The organism is Allobacillus saliphilus (assembly GCF_018138385.1).
GTDB classification, from domain to species: domain Bacteria; phylum Bacillota; class Bacilli; order Bacillales; family Alkalibacillaceae; genus Allobacillus; species Allobacillus saliphilus.
This window is the reverse complement of the sequence record NZ_JAGSIE010000030.1, coordinates 1-23,146: the sequence shown is the minus strand read 5'-3', so window position 1 is coordinate 23,146 and position 23,146 is coordinate 1. Positions and strand designations below refer to the sequence as shown.

Annotated in this window: 24 protein-coding genes; 3 read left to right on the top strand and 21 right to left on the bottom strand. The window is 38.6% G+C overall.

The annotated features are described in order from the left end of the window. Positions 1-53: 53 nt before the first annotated feature. The 10 genes from dnaB to KC820_RS10110 all read right to left on the bottom strand — a co-directional run bounded on the left by dnaB (position 54) and on the right by KC820_RS10110 (position 8,923). Positions 54-1,415 carry a replicative DNA helicase gene (gene dnaB / locus KC820_RS10155; RefSeq protein ID WP_212370717.1) on the bottom strand — a complete coding sequence of 454 codons (1,362 nt, stop codon included), beginning with the start codon at positions 1,413-1,415 and terminating at the stop codon, positions 54-56. 29 nt (positions 1,416-1,444) lie between these two features. Further along, complete coding sequence (gene rplI / locus KC820_RS10150) at positions 1,445-1,891, bottom strand: 50S ribosomal protein L9 (RefSeq protein WP_212370715.1); 447 nt, start codon at positions 1,889-1,891, stop codon at positions 1,445-1,447. Then, positions 1,888-3,861: a DHH family phosphoesterase gene (locus KC820_RS10145; protein ID WP_212370713.1), complete on the bottom strand. Its 1,974-nt coding sequence runs from the start codon at positions 3,859-3,861 to the stop codon at positions 1,888-1,890. The genes rplI and KC820_RS10145 overlap by 4 nt, the downstream gene beginning before the upstream one ends. A 37-nt stretch (positions 3,862-3,898) precedes the next feature. Further along, positions 3,899-4,846 carry a YybS family protein gene (locus KC820_RS10140; RefSeq protein ID WP_212370711.1) on the bottom strand — a complete coding sequence of 316 codons (948 nt, stop codon included), beginning with the start codon at positions 4,844-4,846 and terminating at the stop codon, positions 3,899-3,901. 289 nt (positions 4,847-5,135) lie between these two features. Then, on the bottom strand, positions 5,136-5,363 hold the full coding sequence (rpsR, locus tag KC820_RS10135) for a 30S ribosomal protein S18 (protein WP_236782619.1): 228 nt from the start codon (positions 5,361-5,363) through the stop codon (positions 5,136-5,138). Positions 5,364-5,378: 15 nt separating this feature from the next. Beyond that, on the bottom strand, positions 5,379-5,861 hold the full coding sequence (ssb, locus tag KC820_RS10130) for a single-stranded DNA-binding protein (RefSeq protein WP_144089092.1): 483 nt from the start codon (positions 5,859-5,861) through the stop codon (positions 5,379-5,381). A gap of 12 nt (positions 5,862-5,873) precedes the next feature. Next, positions 5,874-6,164, bottom strand: coding sequence for a 30S ribosomal protein S6 (rpsF, locus tag KC820_RS10125; protein WP_212370709.1), 291 nt, complete (start codon positions 6,162-6,164; stop codon positions 5,874-5,876). Positions 6,165-6,300: 136 nt separating this feature from the next. Continuing rightward, positions 6,301-7,401 carry a redox-regulated ATPase YchF gene (ychF, locus tag KC820_RS10120; RefSeq protein ID WP_212370707.1) on the bottom strand — a complete coding sequence of 367 codons (1,101 nt, stop codon included), beginning with the start codon at positions 7,399-7,401 and terminating at the stop codon, positions 6,301-6,303. Positions 7,402-7,599: 198 nt separating this feature from the next. After that, on the bottom strand, positions 7,600-7,797 hold the full coding sequence (locus KC820_RS10115; protein ID WP_144089095.1) for a DUF951 domain-containing protein: 198 nt from the start codon (positions 7,795-7,797) through the stop codon (positions 7,600-7,602). Between the two features lie 100 nt (positions 7,798-7,897). Next, positions 7,898-8,923, bottom strand: a complete 1,026-nt coding sequence (locus tag KC820_RS10110) for a YkvI family membrane protein (RefSeq protein WP_212370698.1) — start codon at positions 8,921-8,923, stop codon at positions 7,898-7,900. 72 nt (positions 8,924-8,995) lie between these two features. On the opposite strand from KC820_RS10110, the gene yyaC reads away from it, so the two are divergent. After that, positions 8,996-9,559, top strand: a complete 564-nt coding sequence (gene yyaC / locus KC820_RS10105) for a spore protease YyaC (RefSeq protein ID WP_212370696.1) — start codon at positions 8,996-8,998, stop codon at positions 9,557-9,559. Positions 9,560-9,660: 101 nt separating this feature from the next. Here the strand turns inward: yyaC and KC820_RS10100 are convergent, their stop codons facing one another. From KC820_RS10100 to rpmH, 11 genes are all read right to left on the bottom strand, one after another. Beyond that, entirely contained in the window at positions 9,661-10,380 is a 720-nt protein-coding gene (locus KC820_RS10100) for a DUF554 domain-containing protein (RefSeq protein ID WP_212370762.1), read from the bottom strand. A gap of 133 nt (positions 10,381-10,513) precedes the next feature. Beyond that, positions 10,514-11,356 carry a ParB/RepB/Spo0J family partition protein gene (locus tag KC820_RS10095; protein WP_212370694.1) on the bottom strand — a complete coding sequence of 281 codons (843 nt, stop codon included), beginning with the start codon at positions 11,354-11,356 and terminating at the stop codon, positions 10,514-10,516. Then, positions 11,337-12,110, bottom strand: a complete 774-nt coding sequence (locus KC820_RS10090) for a ParA family protein (RefSeq protein ID WP_212370692.1) — start codon at positions 12,108-12,110, stop codon at positions 11,337-11,339. Before KC820_RS10090 ends, KC820_RS10095 begins: the two co-directional genes overlap by 20 nt. Positions 12,111-12,300: 190 nt before the next feature. Further along, positions 12,301-13,164 carry a nucleoid occlusion protein gene (gene noc / locus KC820_RS10085; protein WP_212370690.1) on the bottom strand — a complete coding sequence of 288 codons (864 nt, stop codon included), beginning with the start codon at positions 13,162-13,164 and terminating at the stop codon, positions 12,301-12,303. A gap of 213 nt (positions 13,165-13,377) precedes the next feature. After that, on the bottom strand, positions 13,378-14,094 hold the full coding sequence (gene rsmG, locus KC820_RS10080; RefSeq protein ID WP_212370688.1) for a 16S rRNA (guanine(527)-N(7))-methyltransferase RsmG: 717 nt from the start codon (positions 14,092-14,094) through the stop codon (positions 13,378-13,380). Positions 14,095-14,105: 11 nt separating this feature from the next. Then, on the bottom strand, positions 14,106-15,992 hold the full coding sequence (gene mnmG / locus KC820_RS10075) for a tRNA uridine-5-carboxymethylaminomethyl(34) synthesis enzyme MnmG (protein WP_212370686.1): 1,887 nt from the start codon (positions 15,990-15,992) through the stop codon (positions 14,106-14,108). Between the two features lie 19 nt (positions 15,993-16,011). After that, entirely contained in the window at positions 16,012-17,388 is a 1,377-nt protein-coding gene (gene mnmE / locus KC820_RS10070) for a tRNA uridine-5-carboxymethylaminomethyl(34) synthesis GTPase MnmE (RefSeq protein ID WP_212370684.1), read from the bottom strand. A 197-nt stretch (positions 17,389-17,585) separates the two neighbouring features. Then, a complete protein-coding gene (gene jag / locus KC820_RS10065) occupies positions 17,586-18,203 on the bottom strand; it encodes an RNA-binding cell elongation regulator Jag/EloR (protein ID WP_212370682.1) in 618 nt (205 codons plus the stop codon). Then, a complete protein-coding gene (gene spoIIIJ / locus KC820_RS10060) occupies positions 18,200-18,973 on the bottom strand; it encodes a YidC family membrane integrase SpoIIIJ (protein ID WP_212370680.1) in 774 nt (257 codons plus the stop codon). Before spoIIIJ ends, jag begins: the two co-directional genes overlap by 4 nt. Before the next feature lie 88 nt (positions 18,974-19,061). Continuing rightward, a complete protein-coding gene (gene rnpA, locus KC820_RS10055) occupies positions 19,062-19,403 on the bottom strand; it encodes a ribonuclease P protein component (protein ID WP_212370760.1) in 342 nt (113 codons plus the stop codon). A 127-nt stretch (positions 19,404-19,530) separates the two neighbouring features. After that, complete coding sequence (gene rpmH / locus KC820_RS10050; RefSeq protein WP_144163239.1) at positions 19,531-19,665, bottom strand: 50S ribosomal protein L34; 135 nt, start codon at positions 19,663-19,665, stop codon at positions 19,531-19,533. Positions 19,666-20,370: 705 nt separating this feature from the next. Here rpmH and dnaA point away from each other — a divergent pair. Both dnaA and dnaN read left to right on the top strand, forming a co-directional pair. Next, positions 20,371-21,720, top strand: a complete 1,350-nt coding sequence (gene dnaA / locus KC820_RS10045; RefSeq protein WP_212370678.1) for a chromosomal replication initiator protein DnaA — start codon at positions 20,371-20,373, stop codon at positions 21,718-21,720. 179 nt (positions 21,721-21,899) lie between these two features. Beyond that, entirely contained in the window at positions 21,900-23,042 is a 1,143-nt protein-coding gene (gene dnaN, locus KC820_RS10040) for a DNA polymerase III subunit beta (RefSeq protein ID WP_212370676.1), read from the top strand. Positions 23,043-23,146: the final 104 nt, after the last annotated feature.

Below are 23,146 nucleotides of genomic sequence, written 5' to 3'. Positions count from 1 at the left end.
CTATCAAAAAAACCGCCGTATAACCGGCGGTTCATCAATATTCGTTCATAAAGTTATGCGGGCGGTATTTCCGCTTCAGAATACCTGCGATCGAGATCGACGAATTTATTATATTCTTTGACGAATGCGAGCTCCACGGTTCCGACAGGACCATTTCTTTGCTTCGCGATAATGATTTCGATAATATTTTCTTTTTCTGATTCTTGATCATAATAATCGTCTCTGTATAAGAAACCAACGATATCCGCATCTTGCTCAATACTTCCCGATTCACGAATGTCAGACATAATCGGGCGCTTATCTTGTCGCTGTTCAACTCCACGAGAAAGCTGAGACAGAGCGATGACAGGCACTTCCAATTCCCGGGCCAATGCTTTAAGTTGACGGGAGATTTCGGAAACTTCTTGTTGCCTGCTTTCCCGACTATTCGCACTTCCTTGGATCAACTGCAAGTAGTCAATGAGAACCATTCCAAGACCACTCTCTTGTTTCAGACGACGACATTTGGAGCGAATCTCGTTTACTTTAATACCTGGTGTGTCATCAATATAAATTCCTGCGTTGGACAAGCTACCCATCGCCATCGTTAGCTTTCTCCAGTCTTCTTCTTGAAGCTTACCCGTACGTAAGCGTTGGGCATCGATATTCCCCTCCGCACAAAGCATACGCATGACAAGCTGGTCAGCTCCCATCTCCAAACTGAAGATCGCAACGTTTTCATCCGAGTTCACTGCAACGTTTTGCGCAATATTCAATGCGAAGGCCGTCTTACCTACAGAAGGACGTGCAGCGACAATGATCAGATCGTTCTTCTGAAAACCCGATGTAATATAATCTAAATCGCGAAATCCAGTAGCGATGCCGGTCACTTCTTCATCCATATTATGCAGCTGTTCGATGTTATCATAAACTCCGACTAATACGTCTTGGATGTTTTGAAAACGTCCGGATGATTTATTTTGGGAAATATCGAGAATCGTTTTCTCCGCGTGATCAAGCAAATCGGTTACTTCATCACCTTCATCGTACGTTTTGGTGACGATATCGGTTGCTGCATGAATAATTTTCCGTAATGTTGATTTCTCTTCAACAATCCGAGCATAGTATTCAATATTGGCAGCTGTCGGAACAGAATTAGCGATATCCGTTAAATACGATACACCGCCGACTTCATCCAACATTTTTAAATCGTTTAGCTCTGTTGTGATGGTTACCAGATCGATGGGTTCTCCTTTATCGGTCAGACGAATCATCATCGAAAAAATACGTTGATGACTAACACGGTAGAAGTCCTCTGGCTCTAATATTTCAGTTGCCGTCACAATTGTATCTGGAACAAGAAAAATCGCACCTAGTACGGCTTGTTCCGCTTCAATATTATGAGGCAATGTTCGATCTTGTGTAATGTCTGACACTTCGTTCCCCCCTTTCCACCTGGATCATATTACTGTTCAACGACATGCACTCGAAGTGTTGCTGTCACATCTTGGTGCAGTTTCACCGGTACATTCGTATAACCAAGCGAACGAATTGGATCGTCCAATTCAATCTTCCGTTTATCTACTTTGATTTGATGTGTCTTTTTCAATTCTTCAGCAATTTGCTTACTCGTAATCGATCCGAATAAGCGGCCAGCGTCACCAGATTTAGCTGATAGTTCAACAGTAAGGTTTTCAACCGTTTCTTTAAGTTTCTTTGCATCTTCTAATTCTTGTTGTGCTTGCTCTTTCTGTTTCTCTTTTTTCGCCTCAAGCTGTTTCAGATTCCCTGGTGTCGCTTCAACAGCTAGGTTGTTTTTCAATAAATAGTTATTCGCATATCCGATTGCTACGTCTTTTACTTCACCTTTTTTTCCTTTACCTTTAACGTCTTTTGTAAAAATTACTTTCATTCGTTCTCATCCTCCCCTAAGTATTCATCGATGATCCCTTGTAATTGCTCAACCACTTGGTCAATTGTTGTATCTTCCAATTGAGTAGCCGCGTTCGTCAAGTGACCACCACCATTCATACTCTCCATAATGACTTGCACATTCACTTCACCAAGTGACCGGGCGCTGACTCCGACTTTTCCATCAGAGCGCTCAGACACGACAAAAGCTGCACGTACATCTGTCATCGTCAGCAAGGTGTCTGCTGCTTGAGCAATAATTACTGCACTATATGGTTCGCCTTCTTCAGCACGAGAAATGGCGATTCCTTGCTTATAAATCTCAGCATTTTTAATCAATTCACTCCGTTTGATATACACATCAATATCTTCTTTCAACAGCTCTTGAACAAATACAGTGTCTGCCCCTTTTGAACGTAAATAGGATGCTGCATCGAACGTTCTTGAACCTGTACGCAGAGCAAACGATTTCGTATCGACGATTATTCCAGAAAGTAATGATGAAGCTTCTAGAACATTGAATTTCAACGGACCGTCTTGGTATTGAAGTAACTCTGTCACCAATTCAGCCGTAGAAGACGCATATGGTTCCATATAAACCAATGTTGGGTCTTCGATAAACTCTTGTGCACGGCGGTGATGATCGATAACTACGACATGATCTGTCCGGTTAAGCAGTTTCTCTTCCATAACCATGGATGGTTTATGCGTATCCACGACAATGACGAGCGTATCTTTCGTTAGCATTTCCAAAGAATCCTCTGGTGTAACGAACCAACGAGAGAGTTCTTCGTCTTTGTTAATTCTGTCTATCAATCGATTGACACCTGTATTGTTACCGTCTGGGTCAAACACGACATAACCGTTTTTATTATTTTGTTGTGCTAATTTTAAAATCCCAATACATGAGCCTATGGAGTCCATGTCTGGCATTTGGTGGCCCATAACGAGTACTTGGTCACTGGCCTTCACTAATTCACGCAATGCGTGGGAAATAACTCGCGCACGAACACGTGTACGCTTTTCCATCGGGTTCGTTTTTCCCCCGAAGAATTTTACTTTTCCAGACTCATCTTTCACCGCAACTTGGTCACCACCACGCCCGAGAGCTAAGTCTAAACTCGATTGAGCGAGCGTACCGAGCTCAGGTAAGCTGTTTGCATTCTTTCCGACTCCGATACTTAAAGTCAAGCTTACATTTTGATCGGAAATCAATTCACGTACCTCATCCAAAACTTCAAATTTCGTCTTTTCAAGTTGTGATAAAATTTCTTGGTTCATGACAGCAAGGAAACGATCGGAAGACGTCCGTTTTAAAAAGATGCCATGGTCTTTTGACCAATTATTCAACAAGGATGTCACTTGTGAATTCAGCTGACTTTTCGACGTGTCATCCATTGCTTGTGTCAATTCATCATAGTTATCCAAGTAAATAATCGCCAGGACAGACTCTTCATCCTGATGTTTCTTCTCAATTTCAATTTGTTCTGTGCGGTCGAACAAATAAATCAAACGGTGATCTCTTTTATGGATTAAATGGAATTTCCGATCATGGATGGCTACCCACTCTTCATCCGTCTCACTGTTTGCCATAGATAAAAGTGTTTCGGAAACATGAGATAGTGATTGCCCAATAATCGATTGATCCTTATCAATGAAGTCATTTAAATATGGATTCGCCCATTCAATTTCCCGATCTTCGCTATACAATATAATTCCCACTGGCATTTCCAGTAAAGCTTCTTCGCCGACCTTTTTCACTCGATAAGATAATGTCGAGACATATTGCTCCGTTCGCCTTCTTAACCGGTCTTCTGCACGCAAAGATAGAATGATAATAATGATGAGAACCGCTGTTAACGCAATTCCAATAAACCACTCATAAAAAATGGTCACAATGGCTAACGCCGTAGCTACGACGTATAAAAACCAAATATATTTATTGATAATCAGTTTCTTTATATCTTTCATAATAACGTCATCTCCTAATGGACTGACATCAGTTTTATTATTGGTCCCCTTGATTCGATAAACGACTACGTAATTGGAAACCTAAGTCAATTATACCTAAAATCCGTAAAGGATACAGGAGTAAAAAAGGAAATAACACTAAACCAGCAACAATAGCAAAAGGAATGAACTTTGGCCATTTTTTATGATGGACGTAAAAAACAATAAACGAAATTCCTTGAACGACTAATAACAGACCAATCATGGCGTATAAATTCACACCGGCTAAATAGAGCGTGTCACTCGGATCGGTGTTCATCCAGGTCAAAACAATGGCAACTAAGTAATACCAAATCAATGATGTTGGAAAGGTTAAATAGCGGAACTTCGGAAATCGGTACGATGTATCTTCTTTCCGATTGATCCAACGATAACTCACCCATTGTGCAAGTAAAGCCATTACGATTGAGATAATCATCATAAAAGTTGGAATGAGACTCACAAGACTTTTTGCTTGTTCCCTTGCCAGTTCCAACGTTTCTTCATCAAAGTTGATTTGCATTGTCTGAATGAATTCCTCAGAGGTTGAGAAAGAATCTTCAATCCCTTGGTTAATAGCATCCATCCAATTAACTTGGAACACAAACTGTGTTACTAAAAACAACAATCCAAAACCTACTGCAAAGCCAGCTGCTCCTGCCGCCCATGTTTCATATGGGCTGCTTTCTGCTCTTATGGAAGCTCCAATGGCAATACCTCCGATCGCCACCAAAAGAACAAGTGGAACGGAAATATAGGTTAGCAGGAATGCACTAATGATACCTACAATCACGAATAGGATCGCTCCTGCCTTCCAACCATATTTTCTCGTCATTAAGACGAACGGTACTGGCAATAAGAATACGGTAATAAAATTTATGATAGGGAAGAAAATCGTGATTAGCATAAGTAATAAAAATACAAGGCCATTAATGGCCCCATCTTTGACTATATTTGATTGATTCATAAACGATCTTACACCTCTTTTATTAACGCTTGGCGATATTCGTGATCACCAAGAATGACAAACACCTACTCTCATTATTTTAGCAGGGAATCTATATCATTGAAAGACTTCATACTTGGTAACTAAATGAATTGGATTATTCGCATTCTTCGTAAGTATATAATAGCTTATGTATGTATTTATGCATGTTATCTGAATAAGTACTTGCGATGGACCAAAAACAGTTTTTTTCGTTTCCATAAAGTGAAAAAAGCGACTTACCCTTTTCGATAGATAAGTCGCTTCTTTATTATTCACCAGAAACGAATGGTAGTAATGCCATTTGTCTAGCGCGCTTAATTGCTTTAGTCAATTTACGTTGATATTTTGCAGATGTTCCCGTTACACGACGAGGTAAAATTTTACCACGCTCAGAAACGAAACGTCTTAGCAAGTCAACATCTTTATAGTCGATGTGTGTAATTCCGTTTGCTTTGAAATAACACACTTTTCTACGCTTACGTCCACGACGTGCCATGCAAATCCCTCCTCATTAAAATGGTAAATCGTCATCCGAAAGATCGACTGGTTCGCCGTCTCCTTCAAATGGATTATTACTTTTCGGAGCAGACTGTTCTTGAGTCTGTCTCTGGAAATTTTGATTGTTATTCGATGAGTTTGCCATGGTTGAACCTTGCCCACTTTGGCCAGAATTTCCTTTTGTTTCAAGGAATTGAATACTCTCAGCCATAACTTCTGTTATATATACACGTTTCCCGTCTTGTCCTTCAAAATTTCTCGTTTGAATTCGACCATCGACACCAATCATACTACCTTTTTTCATGTAGTTCGCTAGGTTTTCAGCTTGTCTACGCCAAGCGACACAGTTTACAAAGTCCGCTTCACGCTCTCCTTGCTGATTCGAAAATGGTCTATTTACGGCAATATTGAAGTTTGCTACCGCTACACCGTTTGGGGTATAACGCAAGTCTGGGTCCCGTGTTAGTCTTCCTACTAATACGACTCGATTCAACACATACAACACTCCTTATTGGTCATCTTCACGAATAGCCATATGACGAATAATGTTGTCTGAGAACTTCGCTAAACGATCAAATTCGTTAATAGCTTCTGGTTCAGCTTGGAAATTCAACAAGACATAGTAACCTTCACGGTAGTCGTTGATTTCATAAGCTAAACGTTTCATACCCATTTCGTCAACGTTTTCAAGCTCCGCGCCATTGTCAGTAAGCACTTTGCTGAAGTATTCGACTACTTCTTTACGTGCTTCCTCTTCTAGATCTGGGCGGATGATGTACATGATTTCATATTTATTCATCCGTCTGCACCTCCTTTTGGACTTAGCGGCTCTATTGCATCATGAATAGAGCAAGGAGTAATTTGATTAGATTAATTACTCACATCAACGTATTATACCAAACAAATCTCATCGAAACAACCAAAAATCATTGGATTTACACATTAAAACGGAAATGGATGACGTCACCATCTTGGACGATATATTCTTTACCTTCCAGACGTACTTGACCTCGTTCTTTTGCAACAGCCATGGACCCAGCATCAGCCAAATCTTCGTAAGAAACAATCTCAGCACGGATAAAACCTCTTTGGAAATCCGTATGGATAATTCCAGCCGCTTCTGGAGCTGTCATCCCCGTACGGAATGTCCACGCACGAACTTCTTGCTCTCCCGCTGTAAAGTATGTTGCTAAACCTAACATATTATAAGAAGCTTTGATTAATTGATCTAATCCTGATTCCTCAATACCTAGTTCTTGTAAAAACTCTGTTTTTTCTTCGCCTTCTAGCTCAGCGATCTCTGCTTCGACTTTAGCACAAATGACAATCACTTCTGCATCTTCAGCCGCTGCAAACTCCTTTACACGTTGGACATGCTCATTTCCTTCAATATCCAACAGCTCGTCTTCCCCAACGTTTGCTACATATAGCGTCGGTTTCACTGTCAGTAAATGAAGTTGTTTTACATACTTTTGTTGTTCTTTCGTAAATTCAACCGCTCTAGCTGGTGTTTCATTTTCAAATGCTTCTCGCAATTTCTTTAGTACTTCAAATTCGTACATTGATTCTTTATCTTTTTGCTTTGCCATCTTTTCCACTTTGTCGTAGCGCTTCATGACTGTTTCCAAGTCAGCAAGGATCAATTCCAAATTGATCGTCTCGATGTCTTCAATCGGATCGACTTTTCCAGATACGTGCGTGACATTATCGTCGTCAAAGCAACGAACGACCTGACAAATAGCATCCACTTGCCGAATATGGGACAAAAACTGGTTACCTAGCCCTTCTCCTTTACTCGCACCTTTAACAATTCCTGCAATATCTGTAAATTCAAAGGCTGTTGGTATTGTTTTTTTCGGTTTTACCAACTCAGTCAATTTATTCAAACGATCGTCTGGAACCTCCACAATTCCTACGTTCGGATCGATGGTTGCAAATGGATAGTTTGCTGATAAAGCTCCTGCTTGTGTAATGGCATTAAATAATGTCGATTTACCGACGTTCGGCAAGCCGACAATTCCTGCTGTTAAAGACATGTAACGTCCACTCCTTCAATTGATCTACTACCGAATCCTACGTTCAAGATTAGTCATAACAATTATAGTGATTCAAAGGTAAAAACACAAGTAACAGAAAATAAAAAAACAAGAGCAATCAAGCCCTTGTTTGGCATATATTCCGTTCAAAAAAGACATTTCATTTAAGATAATTTAATTTTGTTTCACGTGAAACAATTATTCCTCTGCTTTGACGAGTACTTTTTTCAATTTCTTTTCAAACTGTTTTCTTGGAATCATAACACTATGACCGCATCCCTGACACTTAATGCGGATATCCATACCCATACGGACAATTTTCCATTCATTCGTCCCGCATGGATGTTGTTTTTTCATTTCGACGACATCATTTAACCCAAATTCCTTATCTGCCATCTGAGTATCTTCCTTTCTATGTCCATTGCCAAATGTTTACGTTGTGACCATTGTGGGAAACTGATAAGCACTCAACGTGCACAATCTACTGTTTATTTTATCAAATTTTATAGGTTGTTGCTCGTTTAACAATCGGAAATAATAAAATAGCACCTAATACGTATAAGTTCAGTACACCGTAAAGAGGATATAAATAACTAACTAGATTGGAAAAAGAGAAAAATGAAAATGGTAGTGCAATTAATAAGACACATAGACCGATCTTACCTGTTGAGTGTTGTTTAAATAATTCCTGAAGTCGCGCTATGATTCCGAACAAGCTCGTCAAAGCAGTTGTATAAATCGCAAACCATAATAACACAGCCATGAGGAGAAACATTTCAAACGGATAACCATTCAAAATGGCGAACAACGGAATTTCATAAAAATAAAGTTGTTCGGCGACTGAGATCAGACTCATATTATAAACCATTGATATCGTCCCTAATATTAATCCACTACCGATACTCGCAACGTATATCTCTTTTTTAGTTTTGATTTCCTTTCCTACTGCACTTAATACAGCAATTAATGGCAACACATTGAGTGACGTAAATGGAATAGCTTGTACCCAATTTGATTGGTCACTAATGCCGTATAAGAAGGAAACGCGTTCTTGAAAAACAAAAATCATTAATACGAGAAACAACCCGATAATTAATAACGGTAATAAAAATCGATTAATGGATAGTACACCGTCCATTCCCCTTGGAATAATAACTAGCAATAAAGTAACCATTAATAAAATACCAACGACATTAGACCATTCAAAAATTGTTACTGTAGCCCCACTGCCGGCAATCATGACAAAGAGTGTTGTGAACAAATAAACCATCACTAAATAATCATACACTTTTGCAGACTTAACACCTAAGAATTGTTCCAACACCGGCTTATAATGTTCAGACTTTTTGAGATAGCTAACTTCTAAGATCACCTGACAGCTAACGATGAACATAATGGTAAACAATACAATAGCCAAACTACTCCCTAGTCCGAAAAATTCCCAAATCTCTCTGCCTGATGCATAGCCTGCACCTACCATCGTTGCAATTATTAGTCCAATCCATTTGAATCCATTAATCATAGTCGGCCTCCAAGGTATAAATGAATCGTAAAATCCGTATACTAATAGAAATATGTACAAGGAGTAAAAACTATGTCTAAATCAATGATATTGAAAAAATCTACTTACCATATGAATGATTCATTCGTTAGTCTAAAATTATCGAGGTTTTTATCGAATCATTTACCGACGGATCAACCAATCATTCTACTATGTATAGGAACAGATCGTTCGACGGGTGATAGCCTCGGCCCTCTCGTTGGTACGTTTTTAAAAGAATCACTCATTAAAAATATTCATGTATTCGGAACATTGGATGAACCCGTACATGCAAAGAATCTTCCAGAAACGATACAAAAAGTAGAGGATACTTTCGAAAACCCTTATATCATTGCTGTCGATGCTGCGTTAGGCTCTATTAGAAAGGTCAAGACGATGGATATCGGACTTGGGTCCCTCCAACCAGGAGCAGCGATGAAAAAGAAAATCTCTTCGATCGGGGACCTTTATATTAAAGGCTATGTAAATGTCGGTGGATTCTTGGAATACACTGTATTGCAATGTACGCGTCTGAGTGATGTGATGAGCATGGCTCAGATCATTACGAAGGCCATACAGTATGCAGATTCGAGACTATCTGTGAATTGTGCAGATTAAGCTCTACAGGTCGGATGATGGTTTTGACCTATAAAACTAGATATAAATAAAAAAGAGTTGTCCGTAGTCTTTGAAAGACCGCGACAACTCTTTTTAACTAACTAAGAAAACCATTGTAGAACCTGTAAATAGATAAACAATACCACCCCGACAATTACCAAGCTCGGAAGTAAATTAGCAACTCGAATACGTGTAACATTTAATAAGTTCAACCCAATAGCGACAATTAATAATCCACCCGTCGCTGTCATATCTTCAATGAATAGATTAAAAAATGACTTTGGGAAAAACTGATCGATTTGAGTGGCAAATAATGCAATAACACCTTCGTAAAGGACTACTGGTACGATAGAGAATATTACTCCAAAGCCTAATGTAGTCGTTAATACAAGTGCTGTAAAACCATCGAGAATTGACTTCGTATAAAGAATCTCGTGGTTTCCATGAATCCCACTATCCAGGGGCCCAATAACCGCCAAAGCTCCTACACAAAAGATTAATGATGCTGTCACGAATCCCTCAGCAATATTGGACTCTTTGCCTTCTTTTTTAAAACGCACTTCCAGATGGGCTCCAATTCTATTCAGTTTTTCATCAAGATCAATTCCTTCTCCAATCAATGCACCAAATAACAAACTGAGGAGAATGACGATTGTCCTGTCTGATTCTAAACCCATCGAAAATCCTAAAACAATTACCGTCAGACCGATGCCTGCCATAATCGTTTCTTTAATTCTTTCATTGATCTTATTAAAAAACAGACCAAACAATGTTCCTAGAGCGATTCCAAATCCATTAACGATAACCCCTGCTAGCTCTATTTCAACCACCTACTCCCTTTTGTTTCACGTGAAACAATAGAAAAAGAAATGTCCTATTCGGATGAAATGAACATTGACCATATCATCCGGTTAGACATTTCTTTCATATTGATTCTTTTATCAATGGTTCGTTTTATTTTCCTTGGCTCATTAAATCAAGTATTCTTTCAAGATCTTCTTTGCTGAAATACTCGATTTCAATTTTACCTTTTCTTTTACCTTGTTGAATAGTAACGGAAGTACCGAATAGATCTCTAAGTTCGGTTTCCTTCGATGCAATGAATATATCTTTTTTAGCTGTTTTCTTTTTTGTCTTTTGATTATTTTCATTTAAGCGAGTAATTAATTGCTCTACTTGCCTTACATTCAGGCCTTCTTTTCGAATTTTATCAGCAATCATCAAAATTTCTTCTTCTTTTTTTAATGCTAATAACGCTCTTCCATGGCCCATAGTGAGTTCTTTACTGTTAATCATTGCCCTTACTTTTGTCGGCAAAGAAAGCAAGCGAATCATATTGGCAATATGTGGACGACTTTTACCAAGACGCTTCGCTAATTCATCGTGCGTCAAAGATAGCTCATTAATCAACCGATCATAAGCTTCGGCTTCTTCCATCGGATTAAGATCTTCCCTCTGCAAGTTCTCAAGAAGCGCCAATTCCATCATCTCTTGGTCGTCTAAATCACGGATGACGGCTGGTATGGTCTCAAGACCGGCCTCTTTAGATGCTCGAAATCTACGCTCTCCTACAACGATTTCGTATCCTTTTATTGATTGACGAACGATGATGGGCTGCAAGACTCCAAATTGAAGGATCGAGTCCTTCAATTCTTCAATGGCATCTGCTTCGAAAACCTTACGTGGTTGATAAGGGTTTGCCCGAATTTCATTAATCGCTACTTCTCGTACCGTTTCTTCATCGAAATTGACATCTTGAAATAAAGCATTCACACCTTTACCCAACCCTCTGGCCATTTTCCATCACTTCCTTCGCTAAATCACTATATACTTCAGCACCTTTTGAACGGGGGTCATATTTAATAATCGGCTCCCCATGACTCGGTGCTTCGCCTAAGCGAACGTTTCTAGGAATAATTGATTGAAATACTTTATCTTGGAAATACTTTTTAACTTCTTCAATAACTTGAATACCAAGATTCGTTCTTGCATCTAGCATTGTAAGTAATACACCTTCGATTGCTAGATTGTGATTCAATCTTTTTTGAACAAGTCGAATCGTATTCAACAATTGACTTAAACCTTCCAGTGCATAATATTCGCACTGGACTGGTATAAGAACGCTGTCTGATGCTGTTAAAGCATTTAACGTTAATAAACCAAGAGATGGTGGACAATCGATAATAACGTAATCATAGTTGTCACGTGTGTCTTCTAACGCTCTTCGCAATCTTAATTCTCTAGAGATGGTAGGAACCAATTCTATTTCAGAACCAGCTAATTGAATTGTCGCTGGTATCGCATCAAGATTAGGAATATTCGAAGGCATGAGTGCATGATTGATATTTTCTTCTTCAATTAATACGTCGTAAATACATGTATTCGTTTCACCTTTATTAATTCCGATTCCACTTGTGGCATTTCCTTGTGGATCGATATCAATTAAAAGGACTTTATTTCCCATATCAGCTAAACAAGCACTCAAATTCACTGCTGTTGTTGTTTTGCCAACGCCACCTTTCTGGTTTGCAATGGCAATTACTTTACCCATCTATGTCACCTGCCTACATCTTTCTCAATTTACTTTACCAATTTGATAGCTATAAATTATATTTTATCATGAACGAACAGGTTATGTTAGTTAAATATGTAGTTTCATAGAACCATTTTAAAAAAAGAAAAGAAAAAAAAGCCTATTCATGATGCGAATGATAGGCTTTAAAGGTGTTTCAGTAATATATTTATTTGTTTTTCGGGATTTTAATCGTAATTTTATAGTGATCGTCTTCTTCAGTTTCTTCTGATTCTACGTTTAATCCTGATTCAGAGACCATGCTCAATGATTGGCGAATTGTATTTAAAGCTATTCGAAGGTCTCTACTGACGCCTTTCATCTTCGGTTTTCGCTTTGTTTTTTCTTCGGGTGATTCTTCTGGATGGAGAAGCGCATCGATTTGTTCTTCCGTTTGTTTAACATTGAGGTGATTTTCGATAATGATGCCTAATAATTCTTCTTGAAGTGTTTCATCCTTCAATGAAATTAACGCTCTTGCATGTCTTTCTGTAATCTCTTTATTCAATATAGCTTGTTGAACAACGCTAGGAAGCTTTAACAGTCGCAGCTTATTTGCAATCGTTGACTGACTTTTACCTAAACGTTGTGCTAACGCTTCTTGTGTCAATCCGTGTTGGGACAGCAGCTGTTCATAGGCAATCGCTTCTTCAATAACTGTTAGCTCTTCTCGTTGAAGGTTCTCGATTAATGCAACGGATGCTGTTTCTGTATCCGTCATATTTTTGACGATTGCTGGAATCGTTTCCCACTCGAGCGATTGAACTGCTCGCCATCTTCTTTCACCGGCAATTAATTCATATCGATCTTCCTCTTCAATTTTCCGGATAACGATTGGTTGAATCATTCCATGTGTATGAATCGTTTGTGCGAGTTCATTAATTTTTTCTTCATCAAAAATCGAACGAGGCTGATATTGATTCGGGCTTATTTTATCCACTTCAATTTGCACAACTTCATTACTTACTTCTGACGAGACATCCTTGTCGGAATTGGAAGCATTTTTACCGAACAACTTACTTATTGTACCCATTCTTATGGCACCTTCCTTATCAAGAATACGAACTCTGTTATGTAAATAAAACTCGTCAAACGACGAGCTTTTGACAACATCATAAAAAATTGTGTAACGATCTTGTAGTTAGTTTCAGTTATAAACCGTTCAATGTTTCACGTGAAACAGCGGAAACTTTCTCTACTGCTATCTTACCACATCTTGCTTAGATGGAGAAGGTTTAATTATGACTCATTCGATTGGTTCCTTATTTGGAAGTCCAGCTTTCCGTGGATATTTTCTTGGCGTCTTACGGTTTTTATGAATAACAGCGATGTTTCTCTCGCTATTTTCAATTGGCAATAGAAACTCGTGAATATCACGCCATTCGCCTCCAAGGACTTGCACAGCCGCTTCACTGGTCTTCTTCTCTTCATGGAAGTTAGCGCCTTTCATCATGATTAAGTCGCCTCCAACCTTCACTAACGGGAGGCATAATTCACTTAAGACAGAACTTCTCGCAACTGCACGGGATACGACGACATCGAAGCTCTCTCTGAACTTCTTGTTTTTACCGAAGTTCTCAGCACGATCGTGATAGAATGCAATTTCCGTAAGGTTTAACTTGTCCGCTAAGTGATTTAAGAAAGAGACGCGTTTTTTGAGTGAATCAACGATGGTCATTTGTAAATGGGGGTATACAATCTTTAAAGGAATCGAAGGAAACCCAGCTCCTGCACCCACATCACAAACAGTTAATGGTTGTGAAAAATCATAATGGAAAGAAGCAGTCAATGAATCAAAGAAGTGCTTTAAATAAACTTCTTCTTGGTCCGTAATTGCCGTCAAATTCATTTTTTCATTCCATTCGACCAATAGCTCATAATACAACTTGAACTGAGCGAGCTGATGCTCACTCAGTTCTATGCCATGTTCAATTAAGTTTGCTTGAAATAACGTTTCATCCATTGCTTAACCCTCTATTCATTGGATACTTTTGAACGAACGCCTTGTTCAATATAGACGAGCAAAATTGATATATCAGATGGATTAACTCCTGAAATCCGTGATGCTTGCCCAACTGACAATGGTCGGACTTGTTTTAATTTCTCTTTAGCTTCTGAAGCTATACCGGAAATTTGATCATAGTCAATGTGCTCAGGGATATATTTGTTGTCCATCTTTCTCATTTTTTCAACTTGTTGATTGGATTTCTTAATATACCCTTCATATTTCACATGAATTTCAACTTGTTCTTCTACCTCAGGTGGTAGTTCTGTTTCACGTGAAACAAATGGCTTTAAATGTTCATATTTCATTTCAGGGCGACGCAATAGATCTGTTGCTCGAACTGCTTCTTTTAGCGGGGTACCATTTTGTTCTTCAATCACTTTTTGAATGTCATCATCTGGTTTAATGATTATTTTTTCAAGACGTTTAATTTCATCTTGAATTTGTTGTTTTTTATGAGTGAAACGTTCATAGCGTTCATCAGAAATTAATCCATATTCATATGCAACGTCGATTAAACGTAGATCAGCGTTATCATGACGCAATAATAGACGATATTCTGCTCTTGAAGTCAACAAACGGTATGGTTCATCGGTACCTTTTGTTACTAAATCATCAATTAGCACACCGATATATGCTTGAGAGCGATCTAATATTAACGACTCTTTATTCAAAGCCTTCCCAGCAGCGTTAATTCCTGCCATTACACCTTGAGCTGCTGCTTCTTCATACCCGGATGTCCCGTTAATTTGGCCAGCTGTAAATAATCCATTAATCGTTTTCAGTTCTAATGTTGGCCATAATTGAGTTGGAACGACAGCATCGTATTCGATCGCATATCCAGCACGCATCATTTCTGCTTTTTCTAGGCCTGGAATTGTTTCTAGCAATTTCTTTTGAATGTCTTCAGGAAGTGAAGTTGATAATCCTTGAACATACACTTCTTCCGTATTTCGCCCTTCAGGTTCCAAAAAGATTTGGTGGCGTGGTTTGTCAGAGAAACGAACGATTTTGTCTTCTACAGAAGGACAATAACGTGGCCCTGTTCCTCTTTCAGCTCCTGAATACATTGCTGATTTGGATAAGTTATCCATGATGATTTCATGGGTCACTTCCCCTGTATACGTTAACCAACACGGAATCTGGTCAGTGATGAATTCTGTCGTTTCGTAGGAGAAGGCACGTGGCTCTTCATCTCCTGGCTGGATTTCTGTTTGCGAGTAATCAATCGTATGGCTATTTACTCGTGGTGGTGTACCTGTTTTAAAACGAACGAGTTCTATACCAAGTTCTTCCAATTGTTTTGATAGTTTAATCGTCGGACGTTGGTTATTCGGACCACTTTCATATTCAATATCTCCGATTAATACTTTGCCTCGCATAAATGTTCCTGTCGTAACGATGACCTGATCTGCGTAGTAACAAGCTTTCGTTTCTGTAACGACACCTTTTACTTGATCGTTTTCAATCAATAAGCGGTCAACCATACCTTGTCTTAACGTTAAATTCTCTTGATTTTCAATAACGTGCTTCATTTCTTGTTGGTAAAGAACTTTATCTGCTTGTGCACGTAAAGCGCGAACAGCAGGTCCTTTGCTTGTATTTAATAAACGCATTTGAATATGCGTTTTATCAATCACTTTTGCCATCGCACCACCAAGCGCGTCAATTTCCCGTACGACGACACCTTTAGCGGGACCACCGAGTGATGGGTTACACGGCATAAATGCGATTAAGTCGAGGTTGAGCGTCAGCATCAACGTTTTCGCGCCTCTTCTTGCTGAAGCTAAACCTGCTTCGACACCCGCATGGCCGGCACCGATGACAATGACGTCATAATGTCCTGCATCATACATACATAAAGACCTCCTTTTTTTATTTTCCTAAACAGAATTGGGAGAATAACTGATCGATGAGTGATTCATGAACGTTATCACCAATGATTTCGCCGAGTAGCTCCCACGTTCGTGTAATATCTATTTGAACTAAATCAAGCGGTATACCGTCTTCCACCGCTTGAAGTGCTTCGTCTAATGCTTGTTCTGATTGCTCAAGCAACTGGATGTGACGTACATTAGATACATACGTCAAGTCACCAGAATCTAATTCCCCTTCGAAAAAGGTTTCTGCAATTGCCGTTTCAAGTTGATCGATTCCTTTTTCCTCCACCAAAGAGGTTGAAATAATCGGCACGTCTCCTGCGACTGCTCTCACTTCATCTAAATCGATCCGTTGTTCCAGATCCGTCTTATTGATAACAGCAATAATATCATGTTCTTTTGCTGCTTCAAAAAGTGCTGCATCTTCTTTTGTAAATGGTTCGTTCCCATTTAAGACGAGAAGAATTAAATCAGCATCTTGAAGAGCTTTTCGAGAGCGCTCAACACCGATTCGTTCCACTATATCTTCGGTTTCCCGAATTCCTGCTGTATCGATTAGGCGGAGTGGAACACCACGCACATTCACATATTCCTCAACGACATCACGGGTCGTTCCAGGAATATCGGTAACAATTGCTTTATTTTCTTGAGCCAATATATTTAATAAAGACGACTTACCGACGTTTGGTTTACCGATAATCGCCGTCGCAATACCTTCTCGTAAGATTTTCCCTTGCTTGGCCGTCATCAACAACCGCTGAATCTCTTCTTTCACGGCTGTTGCCCGCTCAACAAGCATCTGATGTGTCATTTCTTCCACATCATCATATTCCGGATAGTCAATATTCACTTCGACGTGAGCAACCGTTTCGATCAACTGCTGTCGCAAAGAACGAATTAAGTTAGATAATCGACCATCCATTTGGTTCAATGCTTGTGACATCGCTTTATCTGTTTTGGAACGGATTAAATCCATGACAGCTTCTGCTTGGGATAAATCAATCCGACCATTCAAGAAGGCACGTTTCGTGAACTCTCCAGGTTCGGCCAATCGTGCGCCTTCTCTTAAAATTAACTGAAGCACACGGTTAACGGATATCATACCACCATGACAGTTAATTTCGATTATATCTTCACGAGTAAAGGTTCGAGGAGCTTTCATTACTGAAACCATCACTTCTTCTACCTTCTCATCTGTTTTTGGGTCGATCAAACTCCCATAATGAATCGTATGAGAATCTACTTCCGTCAAATCTTTCGTTGAAAAAATTCGATTGGCGATGGCAAATGATTCGTCTCCACTAATTCGGACAATCGCAATGGCACCTTCGCCAATCGGTGTTGAAATCGCTGTAATTGTATCTTGCTCCATGAACCTCACTCCTTTCTATGAGCAAATTCTCAACTAAAAACAATAACATAAATAGGGATAAAAAGAAAGATATACAGCTTGCCTCTTATTGGTAGGATGCATGTAATTGGCGGGTTTCAGTCACTTCAAAAAAATACCGACATAAAGCGATTAAGCCTTACATCGGTCATTTAACTATATTTTATTTCTTGCCTGTCTCATTCAGGCTTGATGACAACGTATCGATTTGGATCTCTTCCATCTGAGTAAGTAGAAACTTTGCTGTGGTCTTGCAATGCTGTATGAATGATTTTTCGTTCAAAAGAAGGCATTGGCTCCAATCGAACTTCTTTATTTAACTTCAATGCTTTATTTGCAAGCTTATTCGCTAAATTTTCAAGTGTCTCTTTTCTTCGAGCACGATAATCTTCTGCATCAACGACGACGGTTACATATTCATCTTTGTTTTTATTAACAACGAGATGAGTTAAATATTGCAACGCATTAATCGTTTGTCCACGCTTACCGATTATCAACCCTATTTTTTCGCCAACGAGGTCAAATACGACTCCGTTTTGATCTTCTTTCACTTGAACATCAATAGAAACATTCATATCCTTGGCGATATCGACTAAAAATTGTTTACCCTCTTCCACGGCGCTTTTCATCTCAGTTACTTTTACATAAGCACGCTTAGAGCCAAAGACACCGAGTAGTCCTTTTTTTCCTTCATCGATTATATCGACTCTCACTTGACTTTCATCTAAATCAAGTTGACTAAGGGCATTCTCTTTTGCTTCTTCAATCGTACGACCACTAGCAGTTATTTCTCTCACTTTTTAGATCCTCCATTGTCTTTTTCATATTGTTTCATCATCGGACGACGAATTAACAATGTTTGAGCAATCATAAAGAGGTTACCTACTACCCAGTATAGTGCTAAAGCAGCTGGGAAGAACAATGCGAACGCACCAATCATCACTGGCATCAAGTATAACATGACTTGCATTTGTGGGTTAGCTGCAGCTGGTGAGCCTGCCATCATTAATTTTTGCTGAATAAATGTTGTTGTAAATGTAATGGCTGCCATGATAACACTTGGTTCACCGAGTGAAAACCATAAGAACGTATAATTTTCAATTGCCTCTGTACGTACAATCGCATGATAGAAGGCAATTAAAATCGGCATCTGAACAATAATTGGTAGACACCCTGCGAGTGGGTTAACCCCATGACGCTGGAATAAAGCCATCGTTTCTTGCTGTAATTTCTGTTGTGTTTGCTGATCTTTTGAAGAGTATTTCTCTCTTAATGCTTGTAACTCTGGCTGGATCATTTGCATCGCTTGAGAAGATTTCAACTGTTTGATATTTAATGGCAAAATTAATGTACGCAATAAAAGCGTTACAATAATAATTGCCAAACCAAAGCCATGATTAAAAATATCCTCAGCTATGTAAGTAATCAAGAAAGATAATGGATAAACAAAAAACGAGTTCCAAAACCCTTCGCTGTTTTCGGTAATTGGTTCATTAATCTGTGTACAACCACTTAGGAATAAAGCAATTGCGACTAATGTCACAACTACGAACAATCGTTTATACACCTGTTTTCCTCCTAACATTGCTAACACGGAAATTCTTTATTTATTCTACCATCATATATAAGAGGTTTACCATAAAAAAGTGAAATATTTATTGACAATATAAGCCTGTTCGTTTTAAAAGATGCTTTAAGCTGTTCTTGAACTCTTCAACATTCATCGATGTCGCCGGTTTTCTGGCAATGATTATAATATCAACATCCGGTTGAATATGTGGCTCCAACTGTCGTAAACTTTCGCGTATATATCGCTTAATTTGGTTACGCATAACAGCATTCCCTAGTTTTTTCCCTACAGAAATCCCTACACGGAAATGTTGCTGATCCTTTTTCATCACATAGTAAATGACAAGCTGTTTGTTGGCGAACGATTCACCTTGTTTAAAAATTTGTTGAAACTCCTCATTTTTTTTGACACGATATTTTTTCTTCAAAAGGATCATCCAATCTCTCTCGATGTTCGAATAAACGGTTCCGTTCATCTCGTTGCTTCAAATCCAATTATATTTATATACATATTATCTGCTAGAAAAAAGACCACTGAGTGGATCTTCCAGTGGTCTAAGCAGAAAGTACTTTTCTTCCTTTTTTACGACGGCGTGCTAGAACCTTACGTCCGTTTTTCGTTTTCATTCTAGCTCGGAATCCGTGCACCTTGCTATGCTTTCTCTTTTTTGGTTGATATGTTCTTTTCATTTATCTACACCTCCTAAAAGGAAATCAAACCTATACCATTTAAAAACAGTCCAAATTAGTATATAAAATTTGTCCCCTATATGTCAATAGTAAAACAGATGATCCTTATTAATATTCGACCATCTATTTTATCCACATTTCGTTCTTCAAAGAGATTCACTCTTTATTTTAATCGGATATCCATCGATAAGCAATGAATAAGGATATTTTTTTATTCGATCAGTAGCCATATTTTTAAAAGTATCGATTTTTTCAACCAACTAAATTCCATTAACAATTTTAACCCTCATTTTTTTATCCACAATTGCTGTTTATCCCTCTCTCAAAAAGTTATCCACATGTGCGTTGAATATCATACTAAGTCTATTTTTTATTCACACCCTGATTCGACAAATTACCCACAAATTCTACAGTTGTGGACAATGTTTTTGCACAGTAACTAGGACTATGTGGATAAGTTGAAATTACATTGAAATAACAAGGTAAGTTTGATATGATTATATTGTTTAAATTGTGAATAAGTGAATGTGAATAAGTGAGTTTTCCACAGTGTGTGAATAATATGTGGATAGTTAACCACAGCTTGTTAGAAAAGATATCTACAAGGCTGTGGATTTTGTCGATAGATGTCATTTTCCCACGTTGTTAAATGAATAATTCATCCACAGGCAAATGAACCACCGATTGATGAAAGGATGCTTAATTTTGGATAATTTACAGGCATTATGGAAGGAAACATTAACTGAAATTGAAAATAAAGTGAGTAAACCTAGTTTTGATACGTGGCTTAAATCGACTGAGGCAAAATCTGTTGAGGGCGATAAACTCGTCATCGCTGCTCCTAATGAATTTGCAAGAGATTGGCTAGAAAGCAGTTATGCTGGCTTGATCTCCGAATCGTTTAAACAAGTATCAGGCTCTCATTTAGAACCTAAATTCGTTATTCCAAATCGAAACAGTATGGATGATTATAGTAAACAACCAATGAAAAAATTCCCGAAAAACCAAACAAGAGAAATGAATGATCGAACAATGTTGAATTCCAAATATACCTTTGAAACCTTTGTGATCGGGTCAGGCAACCGATTCGCCCATGCGGCTTCTCTTGCCGTTGCAGAGGCGCCGGCGAAGGCTTACAACCCTTTGTTCATATATGGTGGTGTTGGATTAGGTAAAACACACTTAATGCATGCGATTGGTCACTATGTAAGAGAACATAACCCGGATGCAAAGGTCGTCTATCTTTCCAGCGAAAAATTCACGAATGAATTCATCAATTCCATTCGGGACAACAAAACAATTGATTTTCGAAACAAATATCGAAGTGTAGATATATTATTAATTGATGATATTCAGTTCTTGGCAGGAAAAGAACAAACGCAAGAAGAATTTTTCCATACGTTTAATGCGTTACATGAGGAAAATAAACAAATTATCATTTCCAGCGATCGACCTCCAAAAGAGATACCGACATTAGAAGATCGACTTCGCTCACGTTTTGAATGGGGACTAATTACAGATATTACTCCACCTGATTTAGAGACAAGGATTGCAATTTTACGAAAGAAAGCCAAGGCAGATGGATTAGAGATTCCGAACGAAGTAATGCTTTACATAGCTAACCAAATCGATACAAACATCAGAGAATTGGAAGGTGCGTTAATACGTGTCGTCGCTTATTCTTCTCTTGTAAATGAAGATATCGATGCTTCGTTGGCTGCGAATGCACTGAAAGACATTATTCCAAGTTCCCGTCCAAGAAAAATTACGATCAAGGGAATTCAGCAGATCATCGGTAGCCGATTCAATGTACCGATTGAAGATTTCGCTGCTAAAAAACGAACAAAATCAGTAGCTTTCCCACGTCAGATTGCTATGTATTTATCCAGGGAGATGACTGATTTCTCATTGCCGAAAATAGGTGAAGAGTTTGGGGGACGAGATCATACGACCGTCATTCATGCCCATGAAAAAATAGCGAAAATGTTAGCCGATGATATTCAATTACAAAAAGAGATTGATGAATTAACAGAAATCATAAAGTCTGAAGCATAAATTGACTTGTGAACAGTGTGAATATCTCTGCACAGTTGTTTACACTTTATGCACATGTGGATAACTGGCACTTTCAACGTATTCGCTGACTTATCCACAAATCCACAGGCCCTATTACTATGATTACTGTTTTATTCTTAAAACAAATAAATATGACAAATCATTCTCAGGAGGTTCCTATGAAATTAATCATTGAACGCAACCAACTTATGAACAGTATCCAACACGTAATGAAAGCCATCTCTTCCAGACCTACAATTGCAATTTTGTCGGGTATTAAATTAGAGGCTCAACAAGACTATGTAAAATTAACCGGTAGTGATTCAGATATTACAATTGAATCTACTATTCCCCGTGAAGAGGACGGAATGATTAACATTCATGATGTCCAACCTGGTACTGTTATTTTGCAAGCGAAGTTCGTATCAGAAATTGTTCGTAAATTACCAGGTGACCAAGTGGAAATCGAATCCGATGATGAATTGAACGTTACGATCCGTTCTGGCGCAGCAGAATTTAAATTAAATGGACAAGATGCAGAAGAATATCCACAACCTGCATTATTGACGACAGACAACCAGTTTGAGATTCAAGCGGATGTATTTAAAAACTTGATTCGCCAAACGAACTTTGCAGTATCTACTCAAGAAACACGTCCGATTCTTACAGGTGTTCATTTCATCTTAGAAAACAGTGTGTTTGAATTAGTTGCTACAGACAGTCATCGTTTAGCTTCACGTAAAATTAATCTGAACGGTGATGCCGAAAATATTTCATTCAGAAACATTGTTGTTCCTGGAAAGAGTCTTTCTGAACTGAATAAGATTTTGGATGATCATCAAGAAAAAGTGTATGTCAGTGTTTCAGACAATCAAATTCTATTCAAGACAGCGAATGTTAACTTCCTCTCTCGTCTTTTGGATGGAAATTATCCAGAAACGTCTCGTTTGATTCCGGAACAAAGCAAAACGACGGTTTCTATAAAATCACGTGAATTGATGCAAACAATTGACCGTGCGAGCTTATTGGCACAAGATAATCGAAACAATATCGTGAAATTGGCGACAATGCCAAATCAGCTGCAAATTACTAGTCATTCACCAGAAATCGGAACAGCTGAAGAGAAAGTTGAGACGATGAGTATTGAAGGTGAAGATTTAAAAATATCTTTTAATGCGAAGTATATGATCGATGCACTCCGAGCAATTGACTCTGAGGAGATTGAGATTGCCTTTACAGGAGCGATGCGACCATTTATCCTTCGTCCACAGAATGAAGAGGAATCCATCTTACAATTGATCACACCAGTTAGAACGTATTAATGCAAATTGAACTACTCCCACCTAAACGCTAGCGCGTTTTGAGGAGGGAGATTCCTGGGTCATCCACTCTATTGAGCGGAAATAATCAGGCTATCCCCGTAGTC